This window comes from Peribacillus sp. Bi96, assembly GCF_918698115.1.
Classification (GTDB): domain Bacteria; phylum Bacillota; class Bacilli; order Bacillales; family DSM-1321; genus Peribacillus.
The window spans coordinates 15,628-38,903 of sequence record NZ_CAKKLV010000007.1 but is presented as its reverse complement, the minus strand read 5'-3'; the positions used below and the strand labels follow the sequence as shown (position 1 = coordinate 38,903).

Below are 23,276 nucleotides of genomic sequence, written 5' to 3'. Positions count from 1 at the left end.
TATAGATGACTATTTTTTCTCTATATTAATGCGGGATTGGTTTACCCGGCATATAAGATTGGATTTTGAGTTAAATTATACATATAAGCATGAGTTGGCCAAGCGCCATAATTATTTTAGATCTATAACGCTTTGCCAAACGGCCGGCGTAAATTTTGGAGGTAAAAGTTTTGAATCTGCCTAATAAGATTACAGTAGCAAGAATCTGTTTAATTCCAGTTTTTTTAATCATCATGCTCGCACCTTTTTCATGGGGCACACTTACTTGGGGAGAATACAGCTTGCCAGTTGCGCACTTAGCTGGAGCGATCCTCTTCATTATCGCTTCTACCACGGATTGGATCGATGGCCATTTTGCCAGAAAATATAATTTAATTACGGATTTAGGGAAATTTTTAGACCCATTGGCTGATAAACTTCTGGTTTCAGCTGCCCTAATTGTTTTGGTTGACCTAGATTTAATGTACGGTCAGTCGTGGATTGCGATCGTGATCATAAGTCGTGAATTTGCCGTAACCGGATTGCGTTTAGTGCTAGCAGGGACAGGGGAAGTGGTTGCAGCTAACCAGCTTGGTAAAATTAAAACATGGGCGCAAATTGTTGCTATTTCGGCATTATTGCTGCATAACCTTCCATTCGCCCTCATTTCACTTCCGTTTGCTAATATCACATTATGGATTGCATTAATCTTTACAATCTGGTCAGGTTTGGATTATTTTATAAAAAACAGAGATGTATTTGTTAATTCAAAGTAAAACGAATGGTGGTTTTGAAAAGATGGATGCAGAAATCATTGCAGTGGGCTCTGAGCTTCTTTTAGGACAAATAAATAACACTAATGGAAGATTCCTATCACAACAATTCGCGGAAATGGGTATCAATGTTTTTTACCATACTGTGGTAGGGGATAACGACCGTCGTTTACAACAAGCTATAGAAATCGCTGAATCAAGGGCGAACTTGATTGTCTTTACCGGTGGACTCGGTCCTACCAAAGATGATTTAACGAAGGAAACGATTGCTCGCCATATAGGGAAAAAGCTCGTTTTTAATGACGAAGCTTTGCAATCCATTGAAGCTTACTTTCAAAAACGGGAACGGCCGATGACGGAAAACAACAAAAAGCAAGCGCTTGTTCTGGAAGGCTGTGAAGTGTTGGCAAACGATCATGGGATGGCCCCGGGAATGGTCTTATCCAAATCTGGGATTACATACATGCTTCTCCCAGGTCCCCCAAGTGAAATGGAACCGATGTTTTTAAGTTACGGGTATGAAGCGATCATGAATAAACTGGACAAGCATGAACGGATCGATTCGAAGGTTCTTCGGTTCTACGGGATAGGTGAAGCTGAACTGGAAACGGTGATTGAAGATCTTCTTGTCAATCAAACCAATCCGACAATTGCTCCCCTTGCTTCCGAAGGGGAAGTGACGTTAAGGATTACCGCTAAAGACTCATCTAAAGACAAATGCGAAGAGCTTATTTTAGAAGCGGAAAAAGAAATTCTTAGCCGGGTTGGAAAGTTCTATTATGGAAGTGATAATACTTCGCTCATAAAGGAGCTTGTAAAAGAATTAACGGTCCGCAAACTTTCGATTGCGGCAGCGGAAAGCTTGACCGGAGGGATGTTCCAAGAGCAGCTGACAACCATCCCGGGCGCCGGTAAAGTCTTCAAAGGTGGTATTGTCAGTTATACGAATGATGCTAAGTCGAATGCTCTAGACGTCAGCGAGGGTACCATCTCTGAGCATGGTGTGGTCAGCGGTGAGTGTGCAATGGAAATGGCCTCTAATGTCCGGAAAAAGCTCGATGCGGATGTAGGCATCAGCCTTACAGGTGTCGCAGGGCCTGATGAACAAGAAGGCAAACCTGTCGGTACAGTATTTATTGGTATTTCATATCGGGATGGGAACACTCATTTCAAAGAGCTAAATCTTTCCGGAAGCAGGGCGCAGAACCGGATTCGAAGTGTGAAGTACGGCTGTCATTACCTATTAAGGGATTTATAAACGTCAAAGCAGGGCTTTTTAAAGCCCTGTTTTTATTTGTTTGAGAAGTTTGTTTCTGTAAAAAAAAGAAAAAAAAGAAAAAAGTTAATTCCATGAAGATGCTTTTTTAAGTTAGTAATTGAAAGAAAATGAGGGATTCCTTATGATAAAACGCTTTTTTACAAAGAATATCCCGAAAGAAAAAAACGAATGAATGTTCGACTTTTTGCTTGGCAAAATAGTAAAAAGAGTATATAGTAAAGATAGGTTTTGAGACAAGATATAAACATTGATCTCAAATAATTGCTAACGTAAGAACACCTTTAATCGGACAGCCGATTATTTGAATATAGAGGAGGAAATTGAGTGAGTGATCGTCAAGCGGCTTTAGATATGGCGTTAAAACAAATAGAAAAACAATTTGGTAAAGGTTCTATTATGAAACTTGGAGAACAGAGTGATCGAAGGATTTCAACCATTTCAAGCGGTTCTTTAGCATTGGACGTAGCATTGGGAGTGGGCGGATATCCAAGAGGCCGGGTCATTGAGATATATGGACCTGAAAGCTCCGGTAAAACGACTGTTGCATTACATGCCATTGCAGAAGTACAAAAGACTGGTGGCACGGCTGCGTTCATTGATGCAGAGCATGCTTTAGATCCAGCATATTCAGAAAAACTTGGTGTGAATATCGATGAGTTATTGCTTTCACAGCCTGATACGGGTGAACAAGCCCTGGAAATCGCTGAAGCATTAGTGCGTAGCGGAGCGGTAGATATCATTGTCATTGACTCGGTGGCAGCCCTTGTTCCTAAAGCTGAAATCGAAGGAGAAATGGGAGATTCCCATATGGGTCTTCAAGCCCGGATGATGTCTCAGGCACTTAGAAAACTGTCTGGTGCCATTAATAAATCAAATACCATTGCCATTTTCATTAACCAAGTCCGTGAAAAAATCGGTGTTATGTTTGGAAATCCAGAAACCACTCCAGGAGGCCGGGCATTGAAGTTCTATTCAACTGTTCGTCTGGAAGTGCGTCGTGCGGAACAATTAAAACAAGGTAATGAAATCGTCGGTAATAAAACGAAAATCAAAGTTGTAAAAAACAAGGTTGCTCCCCCATTCCGTCAAGCAGAAGTTGACATCATGTATGGTCAAGGGATTTCCCAGGAAGGTGAAATCATCGATATGGGTGCAGATTTGGATATCGTCCTTAAAAGCGGCTCGTGGTACTCTTACAATGAAGAGCGTGTCGGACAAGGACGGGAAAATGCGAAGATGTTCTTGAAAGAAAACCAGGATATCGCCCAGGAGATTTCTCAGAAAATCAGAGATCACTATAATCTTGATGGAGAGCATGAATTACCACCAGAAGAAAAAGAAGAAGAACATTTTGAATTGCTTGATTAACAGAAGGAAAAGGCCTAAGCTTGTTCGCTTAGGCCTCTTTCTATATATTATGAATTAGAGTGAAATTGAAAAAGTGCGCAATTTTCAGCGAATTAAGTGGCTGGGGAATACAGATTTACAGTCTACTTCCATAATGAATGTTGCACGTAATGTCGGTTGGTATTAAGAAAACTTGAATAATCATTGATACATAAGGGACAAACGCTTGACAATAAAAATTCTCAACTATACAATTAATATGTATATTTTACAATTTTTCAAACTAAAATTTTGAAAATTAAGTGCTGTATATTGAATTTATGTGCAATGTACTTGCCGACAGTTCAACATTTTATGTAAAAAGTTCATAGCAAGGGGAGGTGAAACGATGGAACCCATGACAATCATCTTCACTTTGCTTGGCCTAATCGTCGGTGCAGTTGTTGGTTATTTTATTCACAAATCAAAGTTTGAGAGTAAAATAACAGGGGCAAAGGGCTCTGCAGAACAAATCCTTGAGGATGCAAAACGTGAAGCGGATGCTCTTAAGAAAGAAGCCTTGTTGGAAGCAAAAGATGAAATTCATAAAGTTCGTTCTGATTCTGATCGGGAATCCCGTGAAAGAAGGAACGAATTACAAAAACAAGAAAATCGGTTATTGCAAAGAGAAGAGAATTTGGACCGTAAGGATGAAACGTTAGACAAACGTGAAAGCCTTATGGAGAAAAAAGAAGATTCTCTAAACCAAAGACAACAGCATATTGAAGTGATGGAAAGCAAAGTGGACGAGACGGTTCGTAAGCAGCAAACAGAGCTTGAACGTGTTTCCGGTTTAACTCGTGAAGAAGCAAAAGCAATCATTATAGACCGAATGGAAAACGAACTGGCTCACGATGTAGCGCTTATGATTAAAGAAAGTGATACCCGTGCCAAAGAAGAAGCTGATAAAAAAGCAAAAGAAATTCTTTCTCTTGCCATTCAGCGTTGTGCGGCTGATCATGTTGCAGAAACCACCGTTTCTGTAGTAAATCTTCCAAATGATGAAATGAAAGGACGGATAATCGGACGTGAAGGACGAAATATCCGGACATTAGAAACGCTAACAGGTATTGACCTTATTATTGATGATACTCCTGAAGCTGTCATTTTATCTGGATTTGATCCAATTAGACGGGAAACGGCACGCTTGGCTCTTGAAAAACTTGTTCAGGACGGACGGATCCATCCGGCTCGAATCGAAGAAATGGTTGACAAAGCAAGACGTGAGGTAGATGAACATATTCGTGAAATTGGTGAACAAACAACTTTTGATGTTGGAGTTCACGGTCTCCATCCAGACCTAATCAAAATACTTGGCCGTTTGAAGTTCCGTACCAGTTATGGGCAAAACGTGCTTAAGCATTCAATTGAAGTGGCCCAGCTTTCAGGTTTACTGGCCGCAGAGGTTGGTGAGGATGAAGTTCTTGCCCGCCGTGCAGGTTTATTGCATGATATTGGGAAAGCAATTGATCATGAAGTGGAAGGCAGTCACGTTGAAATTGGCGTCGAATTAGCCACCAAGTATAAAGAGCATCCAACTGTCATTAACAGCATCGCTTCACATCATGGCGATACGGAACCAACTTCCATAATTTCAGTGCTTGTAGCAGCCGCTGATGCATTATCTGCTGCAAGACCAGGTGCTAGAAGTGAAACGCTTGAAAATTACATTAGAAGACTTGAAAAACTCGAAGAGATTTCCGAATCCTATGATGGAGTGGAAAAGTCATTTGCGATTCAAGCCGGACGAGAAGTGCGGATTCTAGTGAAACCAGAGCAAATAGATGATCTTTCGGCCCATCGACTCGCACGTGATATCCGGAAAAGGATTGAAGAAGAGCTCGATTATCCAGGTCATATAAAAGTCACGGTCATCCGTGAAACAAGGGCAGTCGAATACGCCAAATAAATTGTTAAATAAAAACGAAGTGGTGCAAACCACTTCGTTTTTATTTTTCTACTATTTATCGTTAAGCGTGATTCCTATGATTACCTCATATTATGTTACAATACATACTTGAATATTCTTATCATTAGAAATGTGAATATAGAAAGGGTTTTACAATGAAATTGCTATTTATTGGAGATGTCGTAGGGTCTCCAGGTCGTGATATGATTCAAGAATACCTTCCAAAGTTAAAAGAAAAGTATCGGCCGCATATCACGGTCATCAATGGAGAAAATGCTGCCAGCGGCAGGGGAATTACAGAAAAGATTTACAGGAGTTTTTTAGAGTGGGGAGCGCAGGCGGTGACCATGGGAAACCATACATGGGATAATCGAGATATTTTCAATTTTATTGATGATGCGAAATATCTCATCCGCCCAGCAAACTTTCCAGACGGTGCACCTGGAGAAGGAATGAAGTTTTTAAAATTGAATCAGCAGGAAATTGCGGTCATCAATTTGCAAGCCAGAACATTCATGCCGGACTTGGATTGTCCATTCAAAAAGGCGGAAGAACTCGTGGCAAAGGCACAAAAAAGAACACCAATCATCTTTGTCGATTTTCATGGTGAGGCTACAAGTGAAAAACAAGCAATGGGGTGGTTCCTGGATGGAAAGGTTACAGCCGTTGTGGGTACACACACACACGTCCAGACAGCTGATAACCGTATCTTACCTGCGGGCACCGCTTATATATCAGATGTAGGCATGACAGGACCGTATGATGGGATCCTTGGCATGGAAAGAGGGGCGGTCATCCATCGGTTCCTTACAAGTCTGCCTGTACGTTTTGAAGTGCCTAAAGAGGGACGGACCCTATTAAGTGGGATTATACTGGAAATTGACGATAAGACTGGCAAGGCTAAAAAAATAGAAAGAATACTCATTAACGAAGATCATCCCTTTTATCATTGATTTGAATGGATGGACAGTCAAAAGCTGTCCATCCATTTTTTCATTAATAAAACCTTTGGTGGACAATCCTGGTTTTCTTTGTCATACAAGTTTTACTTGTTGAATATAGTAGCAGTGGAAAGTGTTATAACTATTGAGCCAAAGATTATAATCGGCAGGGAAGACAAGGAGGACTAGGAATGGAAATATTAAAGGTTTCAGCAAAATCTAATCCTAATTCTGTAGCAGGCGCACTAGCGGGAGTGCTCAGAGAAAGAGGAGCAGCCGAGATTCAAGCAATCGGTGCAGGTGCGTTAAATCAAGCCGTCAAGGCAGTAGCAATCGCAAGAGGGTTTGTCGCACCTAGTGGAGTTGACTTGATTTGTATTCCTGCCTTTACAGATATACTTATTGATGGCGAAGAGAGAACGGCTATAAAGTTAATTATTGAACCAAGATAATTTCATGAGTGGGTGTCCTGTTTGTCTGACGGCGAGCAGGCTCTTTTTTGTGAAAAAACTAAATGACGAAAAACACGGGTCTCTTTATAATGAAATATATGATTTTTAAAAAGGTAAGGAACAGGAAGGGGGATTACATTGAATATTTTTGACGCACATTGTGATGTGTTAATGAAGATGTTCATCGATCCGGATATTTCTTTTTTGGATAGTGATAAATTACATATAACAAAGCGGGGACTATTGGAGGAAGGGGGAAAAGTACAGTGTTTTGCAATATATATTCCTGAAAAGGTCCACCCTGATATGAGATTTCAGGCGGCTTTGGCAATGGTTGATATTTTTCATGAAAAGATTTTGTCAGAGCCGGAAATGAAATTTATAAAGACCAAGGCAGACATCGATTCCCTAAAAGAAAGAGAAATAGGTGCGTTGTTAACTTTGGAGGGGTGCGATTGCATCGGCAATGATTTGTTGAAACTGAAAACCCTTCTTCATCTTGGAGTGTCCTCTGTAGGACTAACATGGAATTACGCCAACTTGGTAGCTGATGGGGCATTAGAATCAAGAGGGGGTGGGTTGACAGAATTTGGAATCGAGGTGGTGAACCTATTAAATGAGAAGTCAATTTGGTGTGATTTATCGCATTTATCTGAAGCTGGATTTTGGGACACCTTAAAAAGGGCGGAATTTCCCATTGCTTCCCATTCGAATGCCCATCATCTTTGTCCGCATCCGCGAAATTTAAAGGACAGCCAGATAAAGGTCCTTTTGCAGAAAAATGGGGTGATCGGAGTAACCTTTGTCCCTCAATTTCTTTCTAAGCGTGATTCATCTTCGATAAAGGATATCTTGAAACATATAGATCATATCTGTAGTTTGGGTGGTGAGAGGCAAATTGGATTAGGGTCTGACTTCGATGGAATCGAACATATGGTAGAGAATTTAACATCATATAAGGATTATCACAACTTTATCAATGAGCTGAACAGACTTTATTCGAGTGAGTTTGTAAACGGACTTCTTTTTGGGAATTTCACTCGTAATTTCCCTGTTAAAAAGGAAAGATCTTAAGAGTGTTTCAATTCTCACTATATAGATATGAATAAATATTCTGAAAATATAAAAAATAGAAGCAAAAAGGTTGCAATTTGATGGTTTAACCGATAGAATTGAAAGCGTTTAGTACACCTTTTCTAACTAAGGACGATTAATTATACATAGTCGAATGTTCTGAAGAGAGGTGCGGTTAAATGCATTTATATACGAACGTTCTAAAGGAGTGTAAGACATGATCAATCAACTTTCATGGAAAGTTGGCGGACAACAAGGTGAAGGTATTGAAAGTACAGGAGAAATATTCTGTATTGCCCTCAATCGCTTAGGTTACTACTTGTATGGCTACCGTCATTTCTCATCCCGAATCAAGGGTGGACACACGAATAACAAAATTCGTGTAAGTACTACGGAAACACGTGCTATCTCTGATGATTTAGACATCTTAGTTGCTTTTGACCAAGAAACAATTGACGTCAATTATAAAGAATTACATGAGGGTGGCATCATAATCGCAGATGCAAAATTCAAACCTGTCTCTCCAGAAGATACAAAGGCAGAATTATATATTGTTCCATTTACAGAAATAGCAGCAGAATTAGGAACGTCATTAATGAAAAACATGGTCGCTATCGGTGCGACATGTGCTGTTCTAGGAATGGAAATCTCCGTATTCAACGATGTAGTTGATGAAATCTTCGGCCGTAAAGGAGAAGAAATCGTTAAGAAGAATATGGATGCCATTACTGCAGGATACAAGGCAATGGAAGTGATGCTTGGTGAAAAACTAGGTGCAATGGAGCTGGAGAAGGCAGACGGTCAAAAACGATTGTTCATGATCGGAAATGATGCCATCGCTTTAGGCGCAGTTGCAGGCGGCTGTCGTTTTATGGCAGCTTACCCAATTACCCCAGCATCGGAAATTATGGAATACCTAATTAAAAAACTTCCTCAATTGGGCGGGACGGTCATTCAGACTGAAGATGAAATCGCCGCTGCTACAATGGCGATCGGTGCGAACTATGGTGGTGTCCGTGCCATCACGGCTTCAGCTGGACCTGGACTTTCCTTGAAAATGGAAGCGATTGGTTTAGCGGGCATTACCGAGACACCAATTGTCATAGTCGATACACAACGTGGTGGTCCATCTACGGGACTTCCAACTAAGCAAGAGCAATCGGACTTAATGGCAATGATTTATGGTACACACGGTGAAATTCCTAAAATCGTCATGGCTCCAAGTACTGTTGAGGAAGCTTTTTATGATACGGCTGAAGCATTCAACCTTGCGGAAGAATATCAATGTCCAGTTATCATTTTATCCGACTTACAGCTTTCTTTAGGTAAACAAACGGTTCAGCCGCTTGATTACAGCAAAGTGGAGGTAAGACGCGGTAAATTGGTGGACTTTGAAATTGAAGAGGCTGAAAACAATTCATACTTCAAGCGTTATGAAGTAACGGAAGACGGGGTCTCACCTCGAGTTGTACCTGGTATGAAAAATGGAATTCACCATGTTACAGGTGTTGAACATGATGAAACGGGCAGACCTTCTGAGACTGCATTAAATCGTAAAGCCCAAATGGATAAACGGATGCGGAAGTTGAATAATTTAACTAACACATTCCAAACACCAGTATACAAAAATACCCCGCATGAAGAAGCGGATTTATTAATACTTGGTTTTAACTCGACACGCGGGACGATTGATGAAGCGATTGGCCGGTTAGAAACGGATGGAATGAAAGTGAATCATGCGCAAATCCGTTTGATTCATCCTTTCCCTGCTGATGAAGTCCTTTCATTAGTGCAAGCGGCTAAGAAAGTAGTAGTTATCGAAAATAATGCGACTGGACAATTGGCTAATATTATCAAGATGAATGTCGGACATGTTAATAAAATTAAAAGCATCCTAAAATATGATGGCAACCCATTCCTCCCGCATGAAATTCACACACAATGCAAGGAGATGTTCGAATATGGCAACGTTTAAAGAGTTTCGTAATGATGTAAAACCTAACTGGTGTCCTGGCTGCGGAGATTTCTCCGTTCAGGCTGCCATGCAGCGTGCAGCAGCCAATGTAGGATTGGAGCCGGAGAACTTGGCTGTTGTTTCCGGTATCGGCTGCTCAGGCCGTATATCCGGTTACATCAAGTCATATGGTTTTCATGGAATCCATGGCCGCTCACTGCCAATTGCTCAAGGAGTGAAAATGGCCAACCGTGAATTGACCGTAATAGCTTCAGGCGGAGACGGTGATGGTTTTGCAATCGGGATGGGACATACGATTCATGCGATCCGTCGTAATATCGACATTACGTATATCGTCATGGATAATCAAATTTATGGGTTGACAAAAGGCCAGACTTCTCCACGGTCAGCTGCTGGATTTAAAACAAAATCCACTCCAGAAGGATCGATTGAACAGGCTGTTTCACCTATGGAATTAGCATTATCAGCTGGCGCTACCTTTGTCGCCCAAAGCTTTTCCACTGACTTGAAAGACCTTACAGCAATCATTGAAGCAGGGATTAATCATAAAGGGTTCTCATTCATCAATGTTTTCTCTCCTTGCGTAACTTATAATAAGATCAATACGTATGATTGGTTTAAACAAAACTTAACTAAATTGAACACGATTGAAGGCTATGATTCTTCAAATAAAGAACAGGCCATGCAGACTTTGATGAAACATGACAGCCTTGTGACAGGGATTATTTATCAAGACTCTTCACGCCCTTCGTACCAGGAATTAATACCAGGGTATGCTGAAGCAGGGTTAAATAAATCAGATCTGACACTTGATCAAGCACATTTTGATAAGCTTGTTGCTGAATTTATGTAAAAGTTAAAAGGTTCACCCCTTAAAATGGGGTGAACCTTTTTTGAGATTAATTGGAAATCTCAAGTGGAGAGAATTACTAAACTCTTTGGATTAGCTTACCACCAACCGTTATTGCATCCACGGTTACAGCCGAATGAGAAGAAATTGCAACGATTCCTTCTGCAACAACAATGGTGATGGCGGTCCCGATCGCGGTCCCGATCGCGGTCGCGATCCCGATCCCGATCCCGATCCCGATCCCGATCATGGTCACGGTCACGGTCACGTCTTTGACAGCCTCTCACAGCACGACAAAAATCGTCTGCAATTCTGTCGTTATCGTTGTTGTTATTATGATGATGGTGATTATTGTTACATGACATATAAGTCACTCCTTCAATTATTTTATTGTACAAGATATCTTATTCGAGAGCGGACGAGATGCTATAGAAACATGACCCATTTAATAAAAATGTACGAATGCACTAAAAATCATCATTATTAATGTGAAGAGGCCGGTACAAAAGCGATTATGGTATTTTTTAGATTAGTTTTTCATATCTTTACATATTAAGGTAGATGAATGAGCAGCCCTATTTCAGGGGGAGTGTACATGTTGAGAGGGAAAATGAAAGCAGTTGTCAAACATCACCGAGGTTATGGAGCACAAATGCAGGTTGTCGATATTCCGGATATTCGAGAGGACGAGGTATTGATTCGAGTCAACATGACCTCGATTTGCGGAACTGATATTCATATTTTCACTTGGGATAAATGGTCACAGGGAAGAGTGAATCCACCATACGTATTTGGGCACGAGTTCGCAGGGGAAGTAGTGGAGATAGGAGCAATAGTGAATAATGTTTCAGTTGGGGATTATGTATCTGCCGAAACACATATCGTTTGCGGTGCATGCCGTCAGTGTTTAACGGGACAGTTTCATATTTGTAAAAATACGAGTATTGTTGGTCTCGATATACAGGGGTGCTTTGCTGAGTATGTAGCTCTGCCCGCCAAGAATCTATGGATAAATCCAATTGACATGCCGCCCGATATAGCTACCATCCAAGAACCGATGGGTAATGCCGTCCATTCTGTCCTTGCAGGCGATGTGCTTGGTAAAACGGTGGCAATCATTGGCTGTGGACCAATTGGACTTATGGCAGTGGCTGTTGCAAAGGCTGCAGGTGCTGATAAAGTAATCGCTCTTGATATTAATGATTATCGACTTCAGCTTGCAAAAAAGATGGGGGCTACACACCTAATCCATTCACTTAAACAAAATCCACTGGAAATCACGAAAGGCCTCACAGATACGGATGGGGTGGATGTAGTTTGTGAAATGAGCGGAAATCCTGCTGCTATCGAACAAGGGTTTAAGATGGCGACAAATGGTGGAAGGATATCAATCCTGAGTCTGCCGGCTCAGCCCGTCACACTGAATATAACGGAGGATATCGTTTTCAAGGGACTTACTGTACAAGGGATAACCGGAAGGAAAATGTTTTCAACCTGGCAACAAGTTTCAAGTCTGCTTGGAAGTGGGAAGGTTGATGTAAAACCAATGATTACGCACCGTTTTTCGCTAAGCGATTTTGAGAAAGGATTTGATCTAATGATCAAAGGTCAGTGTGGTAAGGTACTCCTGATACCTTAAAGAGTGATAAGGTTCACGAGTAAAGCGGTCAAACTCACGAGTAAAGTGCCGAAATTCACGAGTAAAGCGGTCAAACTCACGAGTAAAGCGTCCAAACTCACGAGTAAAGCGGTCAAACTCACGAGTAAAGTGCCGAAATTCACGTAAAGCGCAAACTCACGAGTAAAGCGCAAATTCACGAGTAAAGCGTCCAAACTCACGAGTAAAGCGCTCGAATTCACGAGTAAAGCGGTCAAACTCACGAGTAAAGTGCCGAAATTCACGTAAAGCGGTCAAACTCACGAGTAAAACGCCCAAATTCACGAGTAAATCGACCAAACTTACGAGTAAATTGCATGGTCTGCATTTGAAATAGCTGTGAAGGAATAGTATCATCCTATCATCCTATCATTTAATAAGAAGGGGCTAAGTTCGTTAGAATATGCGAATCAGGCCCCTTCTTTAATGTTCTCAATTACCGTATCTGTGAATAATTTCTTACAATTGAAGAAGGCACGACAGAATGATTGTTTCTTGCTGTTAAAAGCTTTATACTATGTTAATGTGGATATATCACACTTAAAAGCTAATATTTACTGGTGATTTTTAAAAGGAATGACGTATAAAAACATTAGAAACTAGATAGGTCTTGGAATAGTTGGTGAAAGAAATAAACTAACTATTTTGAAAGGAGATTAACTATGAACGAGAAACAACGATTAGAATCACAACAAGTACAGGCTGAGAATCCAGCGGACAAAAAATCCGATAAGGACTACAGTAAGTACTTTCAAGCCGTTTATATTCCGCCTTCCTTAAAAGATGCGAAAAAGCGAGGAAAAGAAGAAGTAGAATATCATGATGATTTTGCGATTCCTGAAGGTTTCCGTGGTATGGGAGAAGGCAAAAAGTTTTACATTCGTACATATGGCTGTCAAATGAATGAACATGACACAGAGGTAATGGCGGGTATTTTTACGGCACTTGGTTATCAGCCTACAAACACGGTTGATGATGCGAACGTCATTTTACTTAACACATGTGCGATTCGGGAAAACGCTGAGAATAAAGTGTTTGGTGAATTGGGTCATTTAAAATCATTGAAATTGGAAAAGCCGGATTTATTGCTTGGGGTTTGCGGCTGCATGTCCCAAGAAGAGTCAGTTGTAAAGCGAATTCTTGAGAAGCACCATTTTGTTGACATGATTTTCGGAACGCATAATATCCACCGTTTGCCCCAAATTCTTAATGAAGCTTATCTTTCAAAGGAAATGGTCATTGAGGTTTGGTCAAAAGAAGGTGATGTAATCGAGAACCTTCCGAAAGTGCGTAAAGGCAAAACGAAAGCATGGGTTAATATCATGTATGGCTGCGATAAGTTTTGTACATACTGCATCGTACCATATACAAGGGGAAAAGAAAGAAGTCGCAGACCTGAAGATATTATACAAGAAGTGCGTCATTTGGCTGCCCAGGGCTACAAAGAAATAACCCTTCTTGGACAGAATGTTAATGCTTATGGTAAAGATTTTACGGATATTGAATATCGTTTCGGTGATTTGATGGATGAAATCCGCAAAATCGATATTCCTCGTATTCGATTTACGACAAGTCACCCCCGTGACTTTGATGATCACTTGATTGAAGTTCTGGCTAAAGGCGGCAATCTTGTTGACCATATCCATCTTCCTGTTCAATCGGGAAGTACGGACACTCTTAAAATCATGGCTCGTAAATATACACGTGAACAATATTTAGAGTTAGTAAAAAAGATTAAGGAAGCTATCCCAAGTGCATCACTAACGACTGACATCATTGTCGGCTATCCGAATGAAACGGAAGAGCACTTTGAAGAAACGATGTCTTTATACCGCGAAGTTGGTTTTGATGCAGCATATACTTACATTTATTCACCACGTGAGGGAACTCCTGCTGCGAAAATGCAGGATAATGTACCGATGGAAGTGAAAAAGGAACGTCTTCAGCGCTTGAATGCACTTGTAAATGATACGTGTGCGTTGAAAATGAAAGAGTATGATGGACAGATTGTTGAAGTGCTTGTAGAAGGTGAAAGCAAGAAGAATGCGGAAGTATTAGCAGGCTATACAACCAAAAATAAGCTCGTCAACTTCAAAGGACCAAAATCTGCCATTGGCCAAATCGTAAAAGTGAAAATCACTGGAACGAAAACATGGTCATTAAATGGGGATATGGTTGAAGAAGCAACGGCGATTGAGGTGGAGTAATATGACGAAATATACTAAAGATGACATTCTGACAAAAGCAGCCGAGCTCGCTGAGATGATTGCCAGCACGGAAGAAGTCGATTTCTTTAAAAGGGCTGAAGCTCACATCAATGAAAACCAAAAAATCCGGGAAATGATTGCAAGTATCAAAAGTTTGCAAAAACAGGCGGTCAACTTCCAGCATTACGGCAAAGAGAAAGCATACAGCCAAGTTCAGGAGAAAATTGATGCATTGGAAAAACAATTGGACGAACTACCGATCGTCCAAGAATTCAAACAATCCCAAGTTGACGTAAATGATCTTTTACAAATGGTCTCATCACAAGTATCGAATAAGGTGACTGACCTGATTATTGAATCAACCCAAGGCGATGTCCTTCGCGGCGAGACAGGTTCACAGGTACAAGCTGGCGGCGGAAGCTGTTCATGAATATAAAAAAGCCCTTCTGATTTCAGAAGGGCTTTTTTATATTCGGAAATCCTTATACGGCGCCCATTCGTGACACATATCCCAAAACATGCGCATAAAATAACCTAGGTTTAAAACATTACAGCAGTTTTCAAATAAAAAAAATTCTACGCACACTAGACTTTTACCACGCATAGGATGAATGGAAACTGTATGAGGAGGGTTCGCTAGCATGTCACAATATAGAGAGATAATTACTAAAGCGGTGGTGGCAAAAGGACGTAAATTTACAAAGTCCTCTCACACCATTTGCCCGGCTCATCATCCTTCTAGCATTCTAGGTTGTTGGATCATCAACCATAAATACGATGCAAAGAAAGTCGGCAAAAAGGTAGAAATCCACGGCAGCTACGAAATCAACGTTTGGTATTCTTATAACCATAATTCAAAAACGGAAGTTGTTACTGAAAAAGTGCAATATACCGACGTGATTTCGTTGAAATACCGTGATCCCGATTGTCTTGATGACCATGAAATCGTTGCAAAATCTGTCCAACAGCCGAATTGTTTAGAAGCTTGCATCTCCCCATGTGGGCAAAAAATCATCGTCCATGTGGAAAGAGAATTCTTTGTGGAAGTCGTCGGCGAAACGAAAATTTGTGTCGCTGTTAATCCAGATGGCCGCTGTGAGGATGACTGGGGCTCTGATTTCGATGATGAGGAATTTGAAGATTTAGATCCGGATTTCCTTGATGAATTCGAAGACGAATAGAATAGAATATGGAAAGTAACTACCGGATGACATTCCCTTCATCCGGTTTTATTTATTTTGAAACGGGATAGGTCCTTTGCAGTTTTTAGGGAATGGGTAAATAATGTTTTGTATGATTGTACGGATTTCTAGCAATATACAGTCCCTTCATAGGAAAAAATTGATTTACGATGAATATCCGAATGCAGGCAATGTAGCATTCCCGTATGTTATAATGTAGGACATAAATGAATAATAGATTTTAGTTTGGAAAGGTTTTGAAGGAATGGCTGGATATACTCCGATGATACAGCAATATTTAAAAATTAAGGCAGAGTATCAGGATGCCTTTTTATTTTTTCGTTTAGGCGATTTTTATGAAATGTTTTTTGATGATGCACTGAATGCATCACAGGAGCTCGAAATTACATTAACGAGCCGAGAAGGTGGAAGCGAAGATCGAATTCCGATGTGCGGCATTCCGTATCATTCGGCTGCTAATTATATTGATATATTAATAGAAAAAGGATTTAAAGTAGCTATTTGTGAACAGACGGAAGATCCCAAACAAGCCAAAGGCGTAGTGCGCAGGGAAGTTGTCCAGCTGATTACGCCGGGTACGAAAATGGATAGTAAAGGTCTTCGAGAAAAGGAAAATAATTACATCGCCACCATCACTTCTTTTCATGATGGTCAGTTTGGTTTTGGGTACAATGATTTATCTACAGGGGAAAATAAGGTCACGTTGATTGAGAGTTTCGAAGAAGTTCTCAATGAATTTGCTATCCTTGGTGCGAGTGAAGTGGTCATTTCTGAGGATTTCAATGAAGAATGGAAAAAAAGGCTGCAAGAACGGGGCGCCGCAGCTCTATCCCTAGAAGATAATTTGGAACAAAGTGAGTCGTTCGTTCCTTTATTGCATCTTTTAAAGGCCGAAAAGCAGAAGACAACCACCACACGTTTATTGAATTATCTATACCGCACACAAAAGCGCAGTCTGGATCATTTACAGCCAGTACTTGCATATGAAACGTCACAATATATGAAAATTGATTATTATAGCAAACGCAATTTGGAGTTGACTGAAACCATCCGTTCCAAAGGTAAAAAAGGCTCATTATTATGGCTGCTTGATGAAACGAAAACAGCCATGGGCGGAAGAATGTTGAAGCAATGGATTGATAGACCGCTCATAAGTAAAAAACAGATCGAGCGAAGGCAAAATCTTGTTGAAACCCTGAAAAATCAATACTTCGAACGGCAAGACTTACGCGAACGCCTTAAGGAAGTATACGATTTGGAGCGGCTTGCCGGAAGGGTCGCCTTTGGGAATGTTAATGCCAGGGACTTGATTCAGTTGAAACGTTCGTTGCAACAGGTTCCCATCATCCGTGAAATCGTGAAGTCAATGGCTTCCAATCAGGAGATTTCAATTCTTGCCGATAAATTGGATCCTTGTGAAGAAGTCACGGATTTGCTTGAAACCGCGCTAGTTGAAAACCCACCATTGTCCGTCAAGGAAGGAAATATCATTCAGGACGGTTTCCATGATGAGCTGGATACATACAGGTATGCCAGCAGAAACGGAAAAACTTGGATTGCTCAGCTGGAACGCGAAGAACGGGAACGGACAGGGATCAGATCATTGAAAATCGGTTATAATCGTGTGTTTGGCTATTATATTGAAGTCACACGTGCCAATCTGCATCTGCTTGAAGAAGGGCGCTATGAACGGAAGCAAACGTTAACGAATGCCGAGCGTTATATCACACCAGAATTGAAAGAAAAGGAAGCTTTGATTTTACAAGCCGAAGAAAAAAGCATCGGTTTGGAATATGACCTGTTCCTCAATCTGCGTGAAGAGGTTAAAAGTTATATCCCACGCTTACAGGATTTAGCAAAGGGCGTCAGTGAACTAGATGTCCTGCAGTGCTTTGCTACGATTAGCGAAGAACGCCATTATGTGAAGCCTGTCTTTACTGATAATCGAAGAATCGTCTTGAAGGAAGGGCGGCATCCAGTAGTCGAAAAAGTCCTTCAATCACAGGAGTATGTCCCCAATGACTGCTTCATGGACGGAGACAGGGAGTTACTCTTGATCACAGGGCCCAATATGTCGGGTAAAAGTACGTATATGCGTCAGATTGCGCTAACCTCGATTCTAGCGCAAATTGGATGCTTCGTTTCTGCAAGTATAGCTGAATTGCCTATTTTTGATAAGGTATTCACTAGGATTGGCGCGGCCGATGATTTGATTTCTGGCCAAAGTACTTTCATGGTTGAGATGCTTGAAGCAAGGAATGCCATCATGAATGCGACGGAAAACAGTTTAATTTTATTTGATGAGATCGGGCGGGGAACATCAACATACGATGGGATGGCACTTGCCCAAGCCATAATTGAATATATCCATGAGGAAATTGGTGCGAAGACCCTTTTTTCCACTCATTATCACGAATTGACGGTATTAGCATCGGAACTGCCCAAATTGAAAAATATTCATGTCAGTGCAATTGAGCAAAATGGTAACGTCGTTTTCCTTCATAAAATTAAAGAAGGACCAGCAGATAAAAGTTATGGAATTCATGTGGCCAAACTTGCTGATCTACCAACGCAGTTGATTGACCGGGCAGCAGCTATCTTAGCACATTTAGAGAATGAAAATGGACAAGCAAAGGCGCTACCTGCAGAGCCAGTTGATGCTATAAAAGCACCGATTGCTGCAGCTGCTCCAGAAATACCTGACAATGAGGCACAGCTGTCCTTCTTTGGCGAAGAGGCACCTAAAGGAAGAGTGAATTCTTCTCCTAAGGAAAAAAAGGTGCTGGATGACATAAAATCGCTGGATATCCTTGAAATGACGCCACTCGAGGCGATGAACACCCTTTATAAATTGCAAAAGAAACTTAAATGAGTAAATAAAGCGAGGCGATAAAAATGGGAAAAATCATACAGCTGGACGAGGCTTTATCGAATAAAATCGCAGCTGGCGAAGTTGTTGAACGCCCAGCCTCAGTCGTAAAGGAACTTGTGGAAAACGCCATAGATGCAAACAGTACCATCATTGAGATTGAATTGGTGGAGGCTGGACTTGGTTCCATTCGAATCGTGGACAATGGCGATGGGATTTTGGCTGATGATATAGAGCAAGCATTTAAACGACATGCTACAAGTAAAATAAAAGATGAAAACGATCTATTCCGAATTCGAACACTTGGTTTCCGCGGGGAAGCTATGCCAAGTATTGCCTCAGTTTCCCGTTTTGAATTGAAAAGCAGCACAGGTGAAGGCGTAGGGACGCGCATTCTTCTTGAAGGCGGGATGGTGAAGGAACTTGAGGCTTCATCCAGCCGTAAAGGAACGGATATCCTTGTTACCGACTTATTTTACAATACACCTGCAAGGTTGAAATATATGAAAACCGTTCATACCGAGCTTGGAAATATTACAGATGTCGCTAACAGGCTCGCACTTTCACACCCGGATGTTTCTATACGATTATCACACAATGAGAAGCGTATCCTGCATACGAATGGTAACGGTGATGTCAGGCAGGTGCTAGCTGCAATCTATGGGACGAATATCGCCAAAAAGATGATTCCCATTCAGGCAAGCTCTTTGGACTTCACTTTATCAGGTTATATCGTTATGCCTGAGGTCACCCGGGCTTCAAGGAATTATATATCAACGATGATAAACGGCCGTTTCATTAAAAACTATGCACTAGTGAAAGCGATTTTGGATGGGTACCATACCCTTCTTCCGATTGGCCGGTTTCCAATTGCTTTGTTGAATATTGAAATGGATCCAATTCTTGTCGATGTCAACGTCCATCCATCCAAAATGGAGGTTAGGCTCAGCAAGGAACATGAATTGTACAGCCTCGTATCAGAAACAATCAAATCTGCGTTTAATAAGTTATCTCTCATTCCAAGTGGATATACACCTGCACCAAAGCCGGAACAGGTGAAAAGTGAGCAAACTACGCTTGATTTGGACCATGTTGTGGAAAGAGGGAAGCGAGTCCTTGAAGAAGCCAAGAAGGAAGCTTCACTATTGAAGGATACCTTGATTCGGGAAAAGCAGGAACAAAAGCATGCTGAGGATCATGTCGAAGATTTTAATTTCGAACCAAAGGAATTAATCTACAGCAATGAAGAGCAGCATCAAAATACAGATGCTTATATCCCGGTTTTACCAGAGGATGAAAGAAAACCATACTTCGAATCGGCAGAAAAGTATACAACCTATACGGTCGAACAAGAGGAAGAAATCGAGGGAAATGAATCGGAAAGTCGAATCCCTCCGATGTACCCAATTGGGCAAATGCATGGTACGTATATTTTCGCCCAAAACGAAAAGGGCTTGTATATAATCGACCAACATGCGGCACAGGAACGGATCAAATACGAGTATTTTAAAGAAAAAGTCGGACAAGTCGAGAACGAACTACAAGATATGCTGGTTCCAATCACGCTTGAATTTTCGACAGACCAATGTATTCGGATAAATGAATATCAGCATGAGCTGGAAAAAGTTGGCGTCTATTTAGAGGAGTTTGGCTATAATGCCTATATTGTACGATCACACCCACAATGGTTCCCTAAAGGGATTGAACAGGAAATCCTTGAAGAAATGATAGAACAATTATTATTGATGAAAAAGGTCGATATCAAAAAACTGCGCGAAGAAGCAGCCATCATGATGAGCTGTAAAGCCTCCATAAAGGCAAACCGTCATCTGCGCAGTGATGAAATACAAGCACTATTGGATGAACTAAGACGAACAACAGATCCCTTCACATGTCCTCACGGAAGACCGATCATCATCTCTTATTCCATTTATGAAATGGAGAAAATGTTCAAGCGGGTCATGTAATTAAAAGCAATGGAGAACCCTATATTTGATAGGGCTCTCCATTGCTTTTTCAGTTAATTGACCACAAAATGACCACATTTATCGGTCCATGCTCTTTTTTCCTAGAGATTTTGAAAAGTTTTCTGCAGAGGAGTCCTGTATATTCTATGTAACATGACTAGTTTAACGAAAGTTTCATTATCGACATCAATTGTCATTTGATGTGTTGCTGATTTAGCCATTTTTGTAATGAAGCAGATTGGATTACAGGTCGGATTATTCATCCAGAATGGTATGATTCTAGAACCTTTATGTTGTATTAAATTCCAAGGATAGATATCGACTTGTGAAGGTTTCAACTTAAGCTCTCAGTTGCTTTAGTGGAACATGAAGGGTTTTTAGTTTACGGAGCTCGGTAGACTTATATATAATAGATTAAAACCATTAGGAGTTGACTTTATGATTAATCGGATCAGGAATAAATTGATTCCCTCACAGGGAATGGGAGAAGAAGTAGAAAATATCTACGCTATCTTGCCCCCGCCAGGAACCATTATCGGAGAGGCAACAGAAGAAGAAATGGAAAAGGCAGCAGAGTTAGAAATTAGACATATGGCTTTCATGAGGTTGCAGGAAATGAATATACAATTTGACGGTGCGTCTTATAAAGAACTATTAAAAGAATTTCAAGATTTTGAAACCGATTCGAGTAAATTTTGGAGAGATATATCCAGCCGTTTATCCGTTCCGTATGAATGGCCAATTAGAATTGATCATGCAAACGGCCCTATTTATATTGGTGAACACGATTTATTTGAAGAAGAAGAGAATGAGGATTGATATTGAAATTTACGCCTGGAATAGTCGAATGGGTTCATGTACACCGATTTTAGAGCGTTAACCAAAAGGGTTAACGCTATTTTTGTTTGCCAATTTAGCTGGTTAATAAGTAAGTGAATGTTTCCTTCTTATTGAGCTAGTTGCTGGTAGTTTTGGTTTGGGAAAGGACCAAGAATAATAATTGTGGTTTAACTGTTTTTTTAAAAGATTTTACTTAACCTAAACAACTAACGGATGAGTTAGTTGTTTATGGATCACAAAAATAATCCATATCTTTTATAGTTTTTTTCTATATTATGGATGATTAACAAGTGAACGGTTTTTACGATTTTTCAAAGCCTCATCATAACAGGAAATCTAAGAATCGAACCCTAAAGAAAATTAACGAAGAGAGTTAGTGGACTTTTTTTAAACTCTTTAAACGTTATATAAATCGAATATAACAATGATCGCTTTTCTAATAGAAAATACTGGGCAGGATAGTGGATGAACAAAGAACACTGGGACTGAATTTTTGATAGCCCATTCCTCACCCAACCTTCTTGCATAATATGATTATACGCGCCAATAGATTGTGAAGGAGGTGATTACTTGGGAGAGAAAAAAGGCTCAAACTCCGTTTCTAATAACCATTCTCATTGTTTTGAACCATTCATAAGTCCCAACCCTATAACTTCATTTAATCCTGTTCAACGCTTTCCTAAAATTGATAAAACAGCATTTGTAAGTCAGTTTTCCAGTGTCATAGGTGATGTTACCATTAGAAACAATGTTTATGTAGCCCCTAATGTAAGTATACGTGCGGATGAAGGAACCCCTTTTTATATAGGTTCTAATACAAATATCCAGGACGGGGTAATTTTACATGGTTTATTAAATAAAAAGATTTCAGCTGGAGCAAAAAGGTATTCTATATTCATTGGAGATGAAGTGACCATTGCTCATGGAGCACTTGTTCATGGTCCTTGTTATATCGCAGACAAAGTATTTGTTGGTTTTAATGCCATTGTTTATACCGCAATTGTAGGGAGAGGGGCATTTATTTCTTATAATGCCGTGGTTACAAATGGCGTTCGAATTCCACCTAAAAGGTTCGTACCACCTGGAGCTAATATAGATTCTCAAGAAAAAGCGGATGCACTTTCGCCAGTACCAAAGGATAGTAAGGAATTTGCACATGAAGTTCAACGAGTCAATCAAGAATTCCCCGCATCGTATCACCTGTTATTTGGGAAAAATCGTTGCTCCTGCGGATTTGCCTATGACCAACATTAAAATGGGAATGTATGCAACGGATTCCTTTTCGCAGAGGACAGAAATACGGAAGGGTGCACTAAGGAGACCAAATAAAGTGGTCTCTTTTTTATTTGTTCACTACATTAATGTTTATCAAAGCCTCTTTAAAAAGGGGAAGTGAAACATGGGAAACGTAAAAAGCAATATGATTGAAAAGGTGGGAATCACCTCAACCGTTTCTGCGGCAAATTTGTTTGCCGTACTGCCTATTACTGGTGAACATAAGATAAAGGGGGATTAGGAGATATGCTGTTAATTATAACCATGATATTCACTTAATCTCATCAAGGGAAGGGATGCCTGCGCAGTAGTATCCTAAAAGAGTTGAAATCGTATAGGGTCAAAAAATTACGTTGTTTTACTACGGTAATCCCATGATGAAAGTGATCGATAAAAAAAACACATTCACGAGTGTTGGGCATGGCTAAAGAGGACGTGGATTGTGATTTCCGGACATACCTATCGGAAAATGCACAGGTTTATGGGTAGGGGCAATTCGAATCAAAAATTGGAATCGCTTGTTTTAAAGAGGTGAAAATAATAATTCCTTTTTGATAAACGCAATTAATTAGTATAAGTGTGTATTTGATGAATTTAACTAAAGTATAGAAGGGGGGAATGCGAGAATTTAGGTGTAGTAT

20 protein-coding genes are annotated in these 23,276 nt (G+C 40.5%); 17 read left to right on the top strand and 3 right to left on the bottom strand.

What is annotated here, in order from left to right; all coding sequences use genetic code 11:
* Positions 1-170: 170 nt before the first annotated feature.
* From pgsA to LQ203_RS10835, 9 genes are all read left to right on the top strand, one after another.
* Positions 171-755, top strand: coding sequence for a CDP-diacylglycerol--glycerol-3-phosphate 3-phosphatidyltransferase (pgsA, locus tag LQ203_RS10875; protein WP_230157952.1), 585 nt, complete (start codon positions 171-173; stop codon positions 753-755).
* 22 nt (positions 756-777) lie between these two features.
* Positions 778-2,010, top strand: coding sequence for a competence/damage-inducible protein A (locus tag LQ203_RS10870; protein ID WP_230158267.1), 1,233 nt, complete (start codon positions 778-780; stop codon positions 2,008-2,010).
* A 345-nt stretch (positions 2,011-2,355) separates the two neighbouring features.
* The gene (recA, locus tag LQ203_RS10865; RefSeq protein WP_290370574.1) at positions 2,356-3,399 is read left to right on the top strand and encodes a recombinase RecA; all 1,044 of its coding nucleotides are present in this window, start codon (positions 2,356-2,358) and stop codon (positions 3,397-3,399) included.
* Positions 3,400-3,766: 367 nt separating this feature from the next.
* Positions 3,767-5,326 carry a ribonuclease Y gene (rny, locus tag LQ203_RS10860; protein WP_230157950.1) on the top strand — a complete coding sequence of 520 codons (1,560 nt, stop codon included), beginning with the start codon at positions 3,767-3,769 and terminating at the stop codon, positions 5,324-5,326.
* Positions 5,327-5,481: 155 nt separating this feature from the next.
* Positions 5,482-6,279 (top strand): TIGR00282 family metallophosphoesterase, encoded by a 798-nt coding sequence (locus LQ203_RS10855; protein ID WP_230157949.1) that lies wholly within the window; start codon positions 5,482-5,484, stop codon positions 6,277-6,279.
* Positions 6,280-6,458: 179 nt separating this feature from the next.
* Positions 6,459-6,719 carry a stage V sporulation protein SpoVS gene (gene spoVS, locus LQ203_RS10850; RefSeq protein ID WP_029281188.1) on the top strand — a complete coding sequence of 87 codons (261 nt, stop codon included), beginning with the start codon at positions 6,459-6,461 and terminating at the stop codon, positions 6,717-6,719.
* 171 nt (positions 6,720-6,890) lie between these two features.
* Positions 6,891-7,793, top strand: coding sequence for a dipeptidase (locus LQ203_RS10845; RefSeq protein WP_230158257.1), 903 nt, complete (start codon positions 6,891-6,893; stop codon positions 7,791-7,793).
* Between the two features lie 217 nt (positions 7,794-8,010).
* The gene (locus LQ203_RS10840; protein ID WP_230157947.1) at positions 8,011-9,768 is read left to right on the top strand and encodes a 2-oxoacid:acceptor oxidoreductase subunit alpha; all 1,758 of its coding nucleotides are present in this window, start codon (positions 8,011-8,013) and stop codon (positions 9,766-9,768) included.
* Entirely contained in the window at positions 9,755-10,621 is an 867-nt protein-coding gene (locus LQ203_RS10835; protein ID WP_230157945.1) for a 2-oxoacid:ferredoxin oxidoreductase subunit beta, read from the top strand. The genes LQ203_RS10840 and LQ203_RS10835 overlap by 14 nt, the downstream gene beginning before the upstream one ends.
* Before the next feature lie 76 nt (positions 10,622-10,697).
* Here LQ203_RS10835 and LQ203_RS10830 read toward each other — a convergent pair whose 3' ends face one another.
* Positions 10,698-10,886, bottom strand: a complete 189-nt coding sequence (locus LQ203_RS10830) for a hypothetical protein (protein ID WP_230157943.1) — start codon at positions 10,884-10,886, stop codon at positions 10,698-10,700.
* Between the two features lie 330 nt (positions 10,887-11,216).
* Here LQ203_RS10830 and tdh point away from each other — a divergent pair, with 330 nt between their 5' ends.
* A complete protein-coding gene (gene tdh / locus LQ203_RS10825) occupies positions 11,217-12,257 on the top strand; it encodes an L-threonine 3-dehydrogenase (RefSeq protein ID WP_230158255.1) in 1,041 nt (346 codons plus the stop codon).
* Here the strand turns inward: tdh and LQ203_RS10820 are convergent.
* Together LQ203_RS10820 and LQ203_RS10815 are read right to left on the bottom strand one after the other, a co-directional pair.
* Positions 12,254-12,436, bottom strand: a complete 183-nt coding sequence (locus tag LQ203_RS10820; protein ID WP_230157941.1) for a hypothetical protein — start codon at positions 12,434-12,436, stop codon at positions 12,254-12,256. The genes tdh and LQ203_RS10820 overlap by 4 nt on opposite strands.
* On the bottom strand, positions 12,414-12,632 hold the full coding sequence (locus LQ203_RS10815) for a hypothetical protein (protein ID WP_230157939.1): 219 nt from the start codon (positions 12,630-12,632) through the stop codon (positions 12,414-12,416). The genes LQ203_RS10820 and LQ203_RS10815 overlap by 23 nt, the downstream gene beginning before the upstream one ends.
* Positions 12,633-12,937: 305 nt before the next feature.
* Between LQ203_RS10815 and miaB the strand changes: the two genes are divergently transcribed.
* From miaB to LQ203_RS10780, 7 genes are all read left to right on the top strand, one after another.
* Complete coding sequence (gene miaB / locus LQ203_RS10810) at positions 12,938-14,482, top strand: tRNA (N6-isopentenyl adenosine(37)-C2)-methylthiotransferase MiaB (protein ID WP_230157938.1); 1,545 nt, start codon at positions 12,938-12,940, stop codon at positions 14,480-14,482.
* Position 14,483: 1 nt separating this feature from the next.
* Positions 14,484-14,912, top strand: coding sequence for a RicAFT regulatory complex protein RicA family protein (locus LQ203_RS10805; RefSeq protein ID WP_230157937.1), 429 nt, complete (start codon positions 14,484-14,486; stop codon positions 14,910-14,912).
* A gap of 211 nt (positions 14,913-15,123) precedes the next feature.
* Positions 15,124-15,663 (top strand): outer spore coat protein CotE, encoded by a 540-nt coding sequence (locus LQ203_RS10800; RefSeq protein WP_230157935.1) that lies wholly within the window; start codon positions 15,124-15,126, stop codon positions 15,661-15,663.
* A 265-nt stretch (positions 15,664-15,928) separates the two neighbouring features.
* On the top strand, positions 15,929-18,556 hold the full coding sequence (mutS, locus tag LQ203_RS10795; RefSeq protein WP_230157932.1) for a DNA mismatch repair protein MutS: 2,628 nt from the start codon (positions 15,929-15,931) through the stop codon (positions 18,554-18,556).
* 23 nt (positions 18,557-18,579) lie between these two features.
* Entirely contained in the window at positions 18,580-20,520 is a 1,941-nt protein-coding gene (gene mutL, locus LQ203_RS10790; protein ID WP_230157930.1) for a DNA mismatch repair endonuclease MutL, read from the top strand.
* 438 nt (positions 20,521-20,958) lie between these two features.
* A complete protein-coding gene (locus LQ203_RS10785) occupies positions 20,959-21,339 on the top strand; it encodes a hypothetical protein (RefSeq protein WP_230157928.1) in 381 nt (126 codons plus the stop codon).
* 591 nt (positions 21,340-21,930) lie between these two features.
* Positions 21,931-22,614, top strand: a complete 684-nt coding sequence (locus LQ203_RS10780; RefSeq protein ID WP_230157926.1) for a carbonate dehydratase — start codon at positions 21,931-21,933, stop codon at positions 22,612-22,614.
* Positions 22,615-23,276 lie beyond the last annotated feature (662 nt).

What these genes read in the sequence shown, in the direction of transcription:
- LQ203_RS10870 (WP_230158267.1), top strand. Translation starts at nt 778, where the DNA reads ATGGATGCAGAAATCATTGCAGTGGGCTCTGAGCTTCTTTTAGGACAA.
- rny (WP_230157950.1), top strand. Translation starts at nt 3,767, where the DNA reads ATGGAACCCATGACAATCATCTTCACTTTGCTTGGCCTAATCGTCGGT.
- LQ203_RS10855 (WP_230157949.1), top strand. Translation starts at nt 5,482, where the DNA reads ATGAAATTGCTATTTATTGGAGATGTCGTAGGGTCTCCAGGTCGTGAT.
- spoVS (WP_029281188.1), top strand. Translation starts at nt 6,459, where the DNA reads ATGGAAATATTAAAGGTTTCAGCAAAATCTAATCCTAATTCTGTAGCA.
- LQ203_RS10845 (WP_230158257.1), top strand. Translation starts at nt 6,891, where the DNA reads ATGAAGATGTTCATCGATCCGGATATTTCTTTTTTGGATAGTGATAAA.
- LQ203_RS10840 (WP_230157947.1), top strand. Translation starts at nt 8,011, where the DNA reads ATGATCAATCAACTTTCATGGAAAGTTGGCGGACAACAAGGTGAAGGT.
- LQ203_RS10835 (WP_230157945.1), top strand. Translation starts at nt 9,755, where the DNA reads ATGGCAACGTTTAAAGAGTTTCGTAATGATGTAAAACCTAACTGGTGT.
- LQ203_RS10815 (WP_230157939.1), bottom strand. Translation starts at nt 12,632, where the DNA reads ATGATACTATTCCTTCACAGCTATTTCAAATGCAGACCATGCAATTTA.
- miaB (WP_230157938.1), top strand. Translation starts at nt 12,938, where the DNA reads ATGAACGAGAAACAACGATTAGAATCACAACAAGTACAGGCTGAGAAT.
- LQ203_RS10805 (WP_230157937.1), top strand. Translation starts at nt 14,484, where the DNA reads ATGACGAAATATACTAAAGATGACATTCTGACAAAAGCAGCCGAGCTC.
- LQ203_RS10800 (WP_230157935.1), top strand. Translation starts at nt 15,124, where the DNA reads ATGTCACAATATAGAGAGATAATTACTAAAGCGGTGGTGGCAAAAGGA.
- mutS (WP_230157932.1), top strand. Translation starts at nt 15,929, where the DNA reads ATGGCTGGATATACTCCGATGATACAGCAATATTTAAAAATTAAGGCA.
- mutL (WP_230157930.1), top strand. Translation starts at nt 18,580, where the DNA reads ATGGGAAAAATCATACAGCTGGACGAGGCTTTATCGAATAAAATCGCA.
- LQ203_RS10785 (WP_230157928.1), top strand. Translation starts at nt 20,959, where the DNA reads ATGATTAATCGGATCAGGAATAAATTGATTCCCTCACAGGGAATGGGA.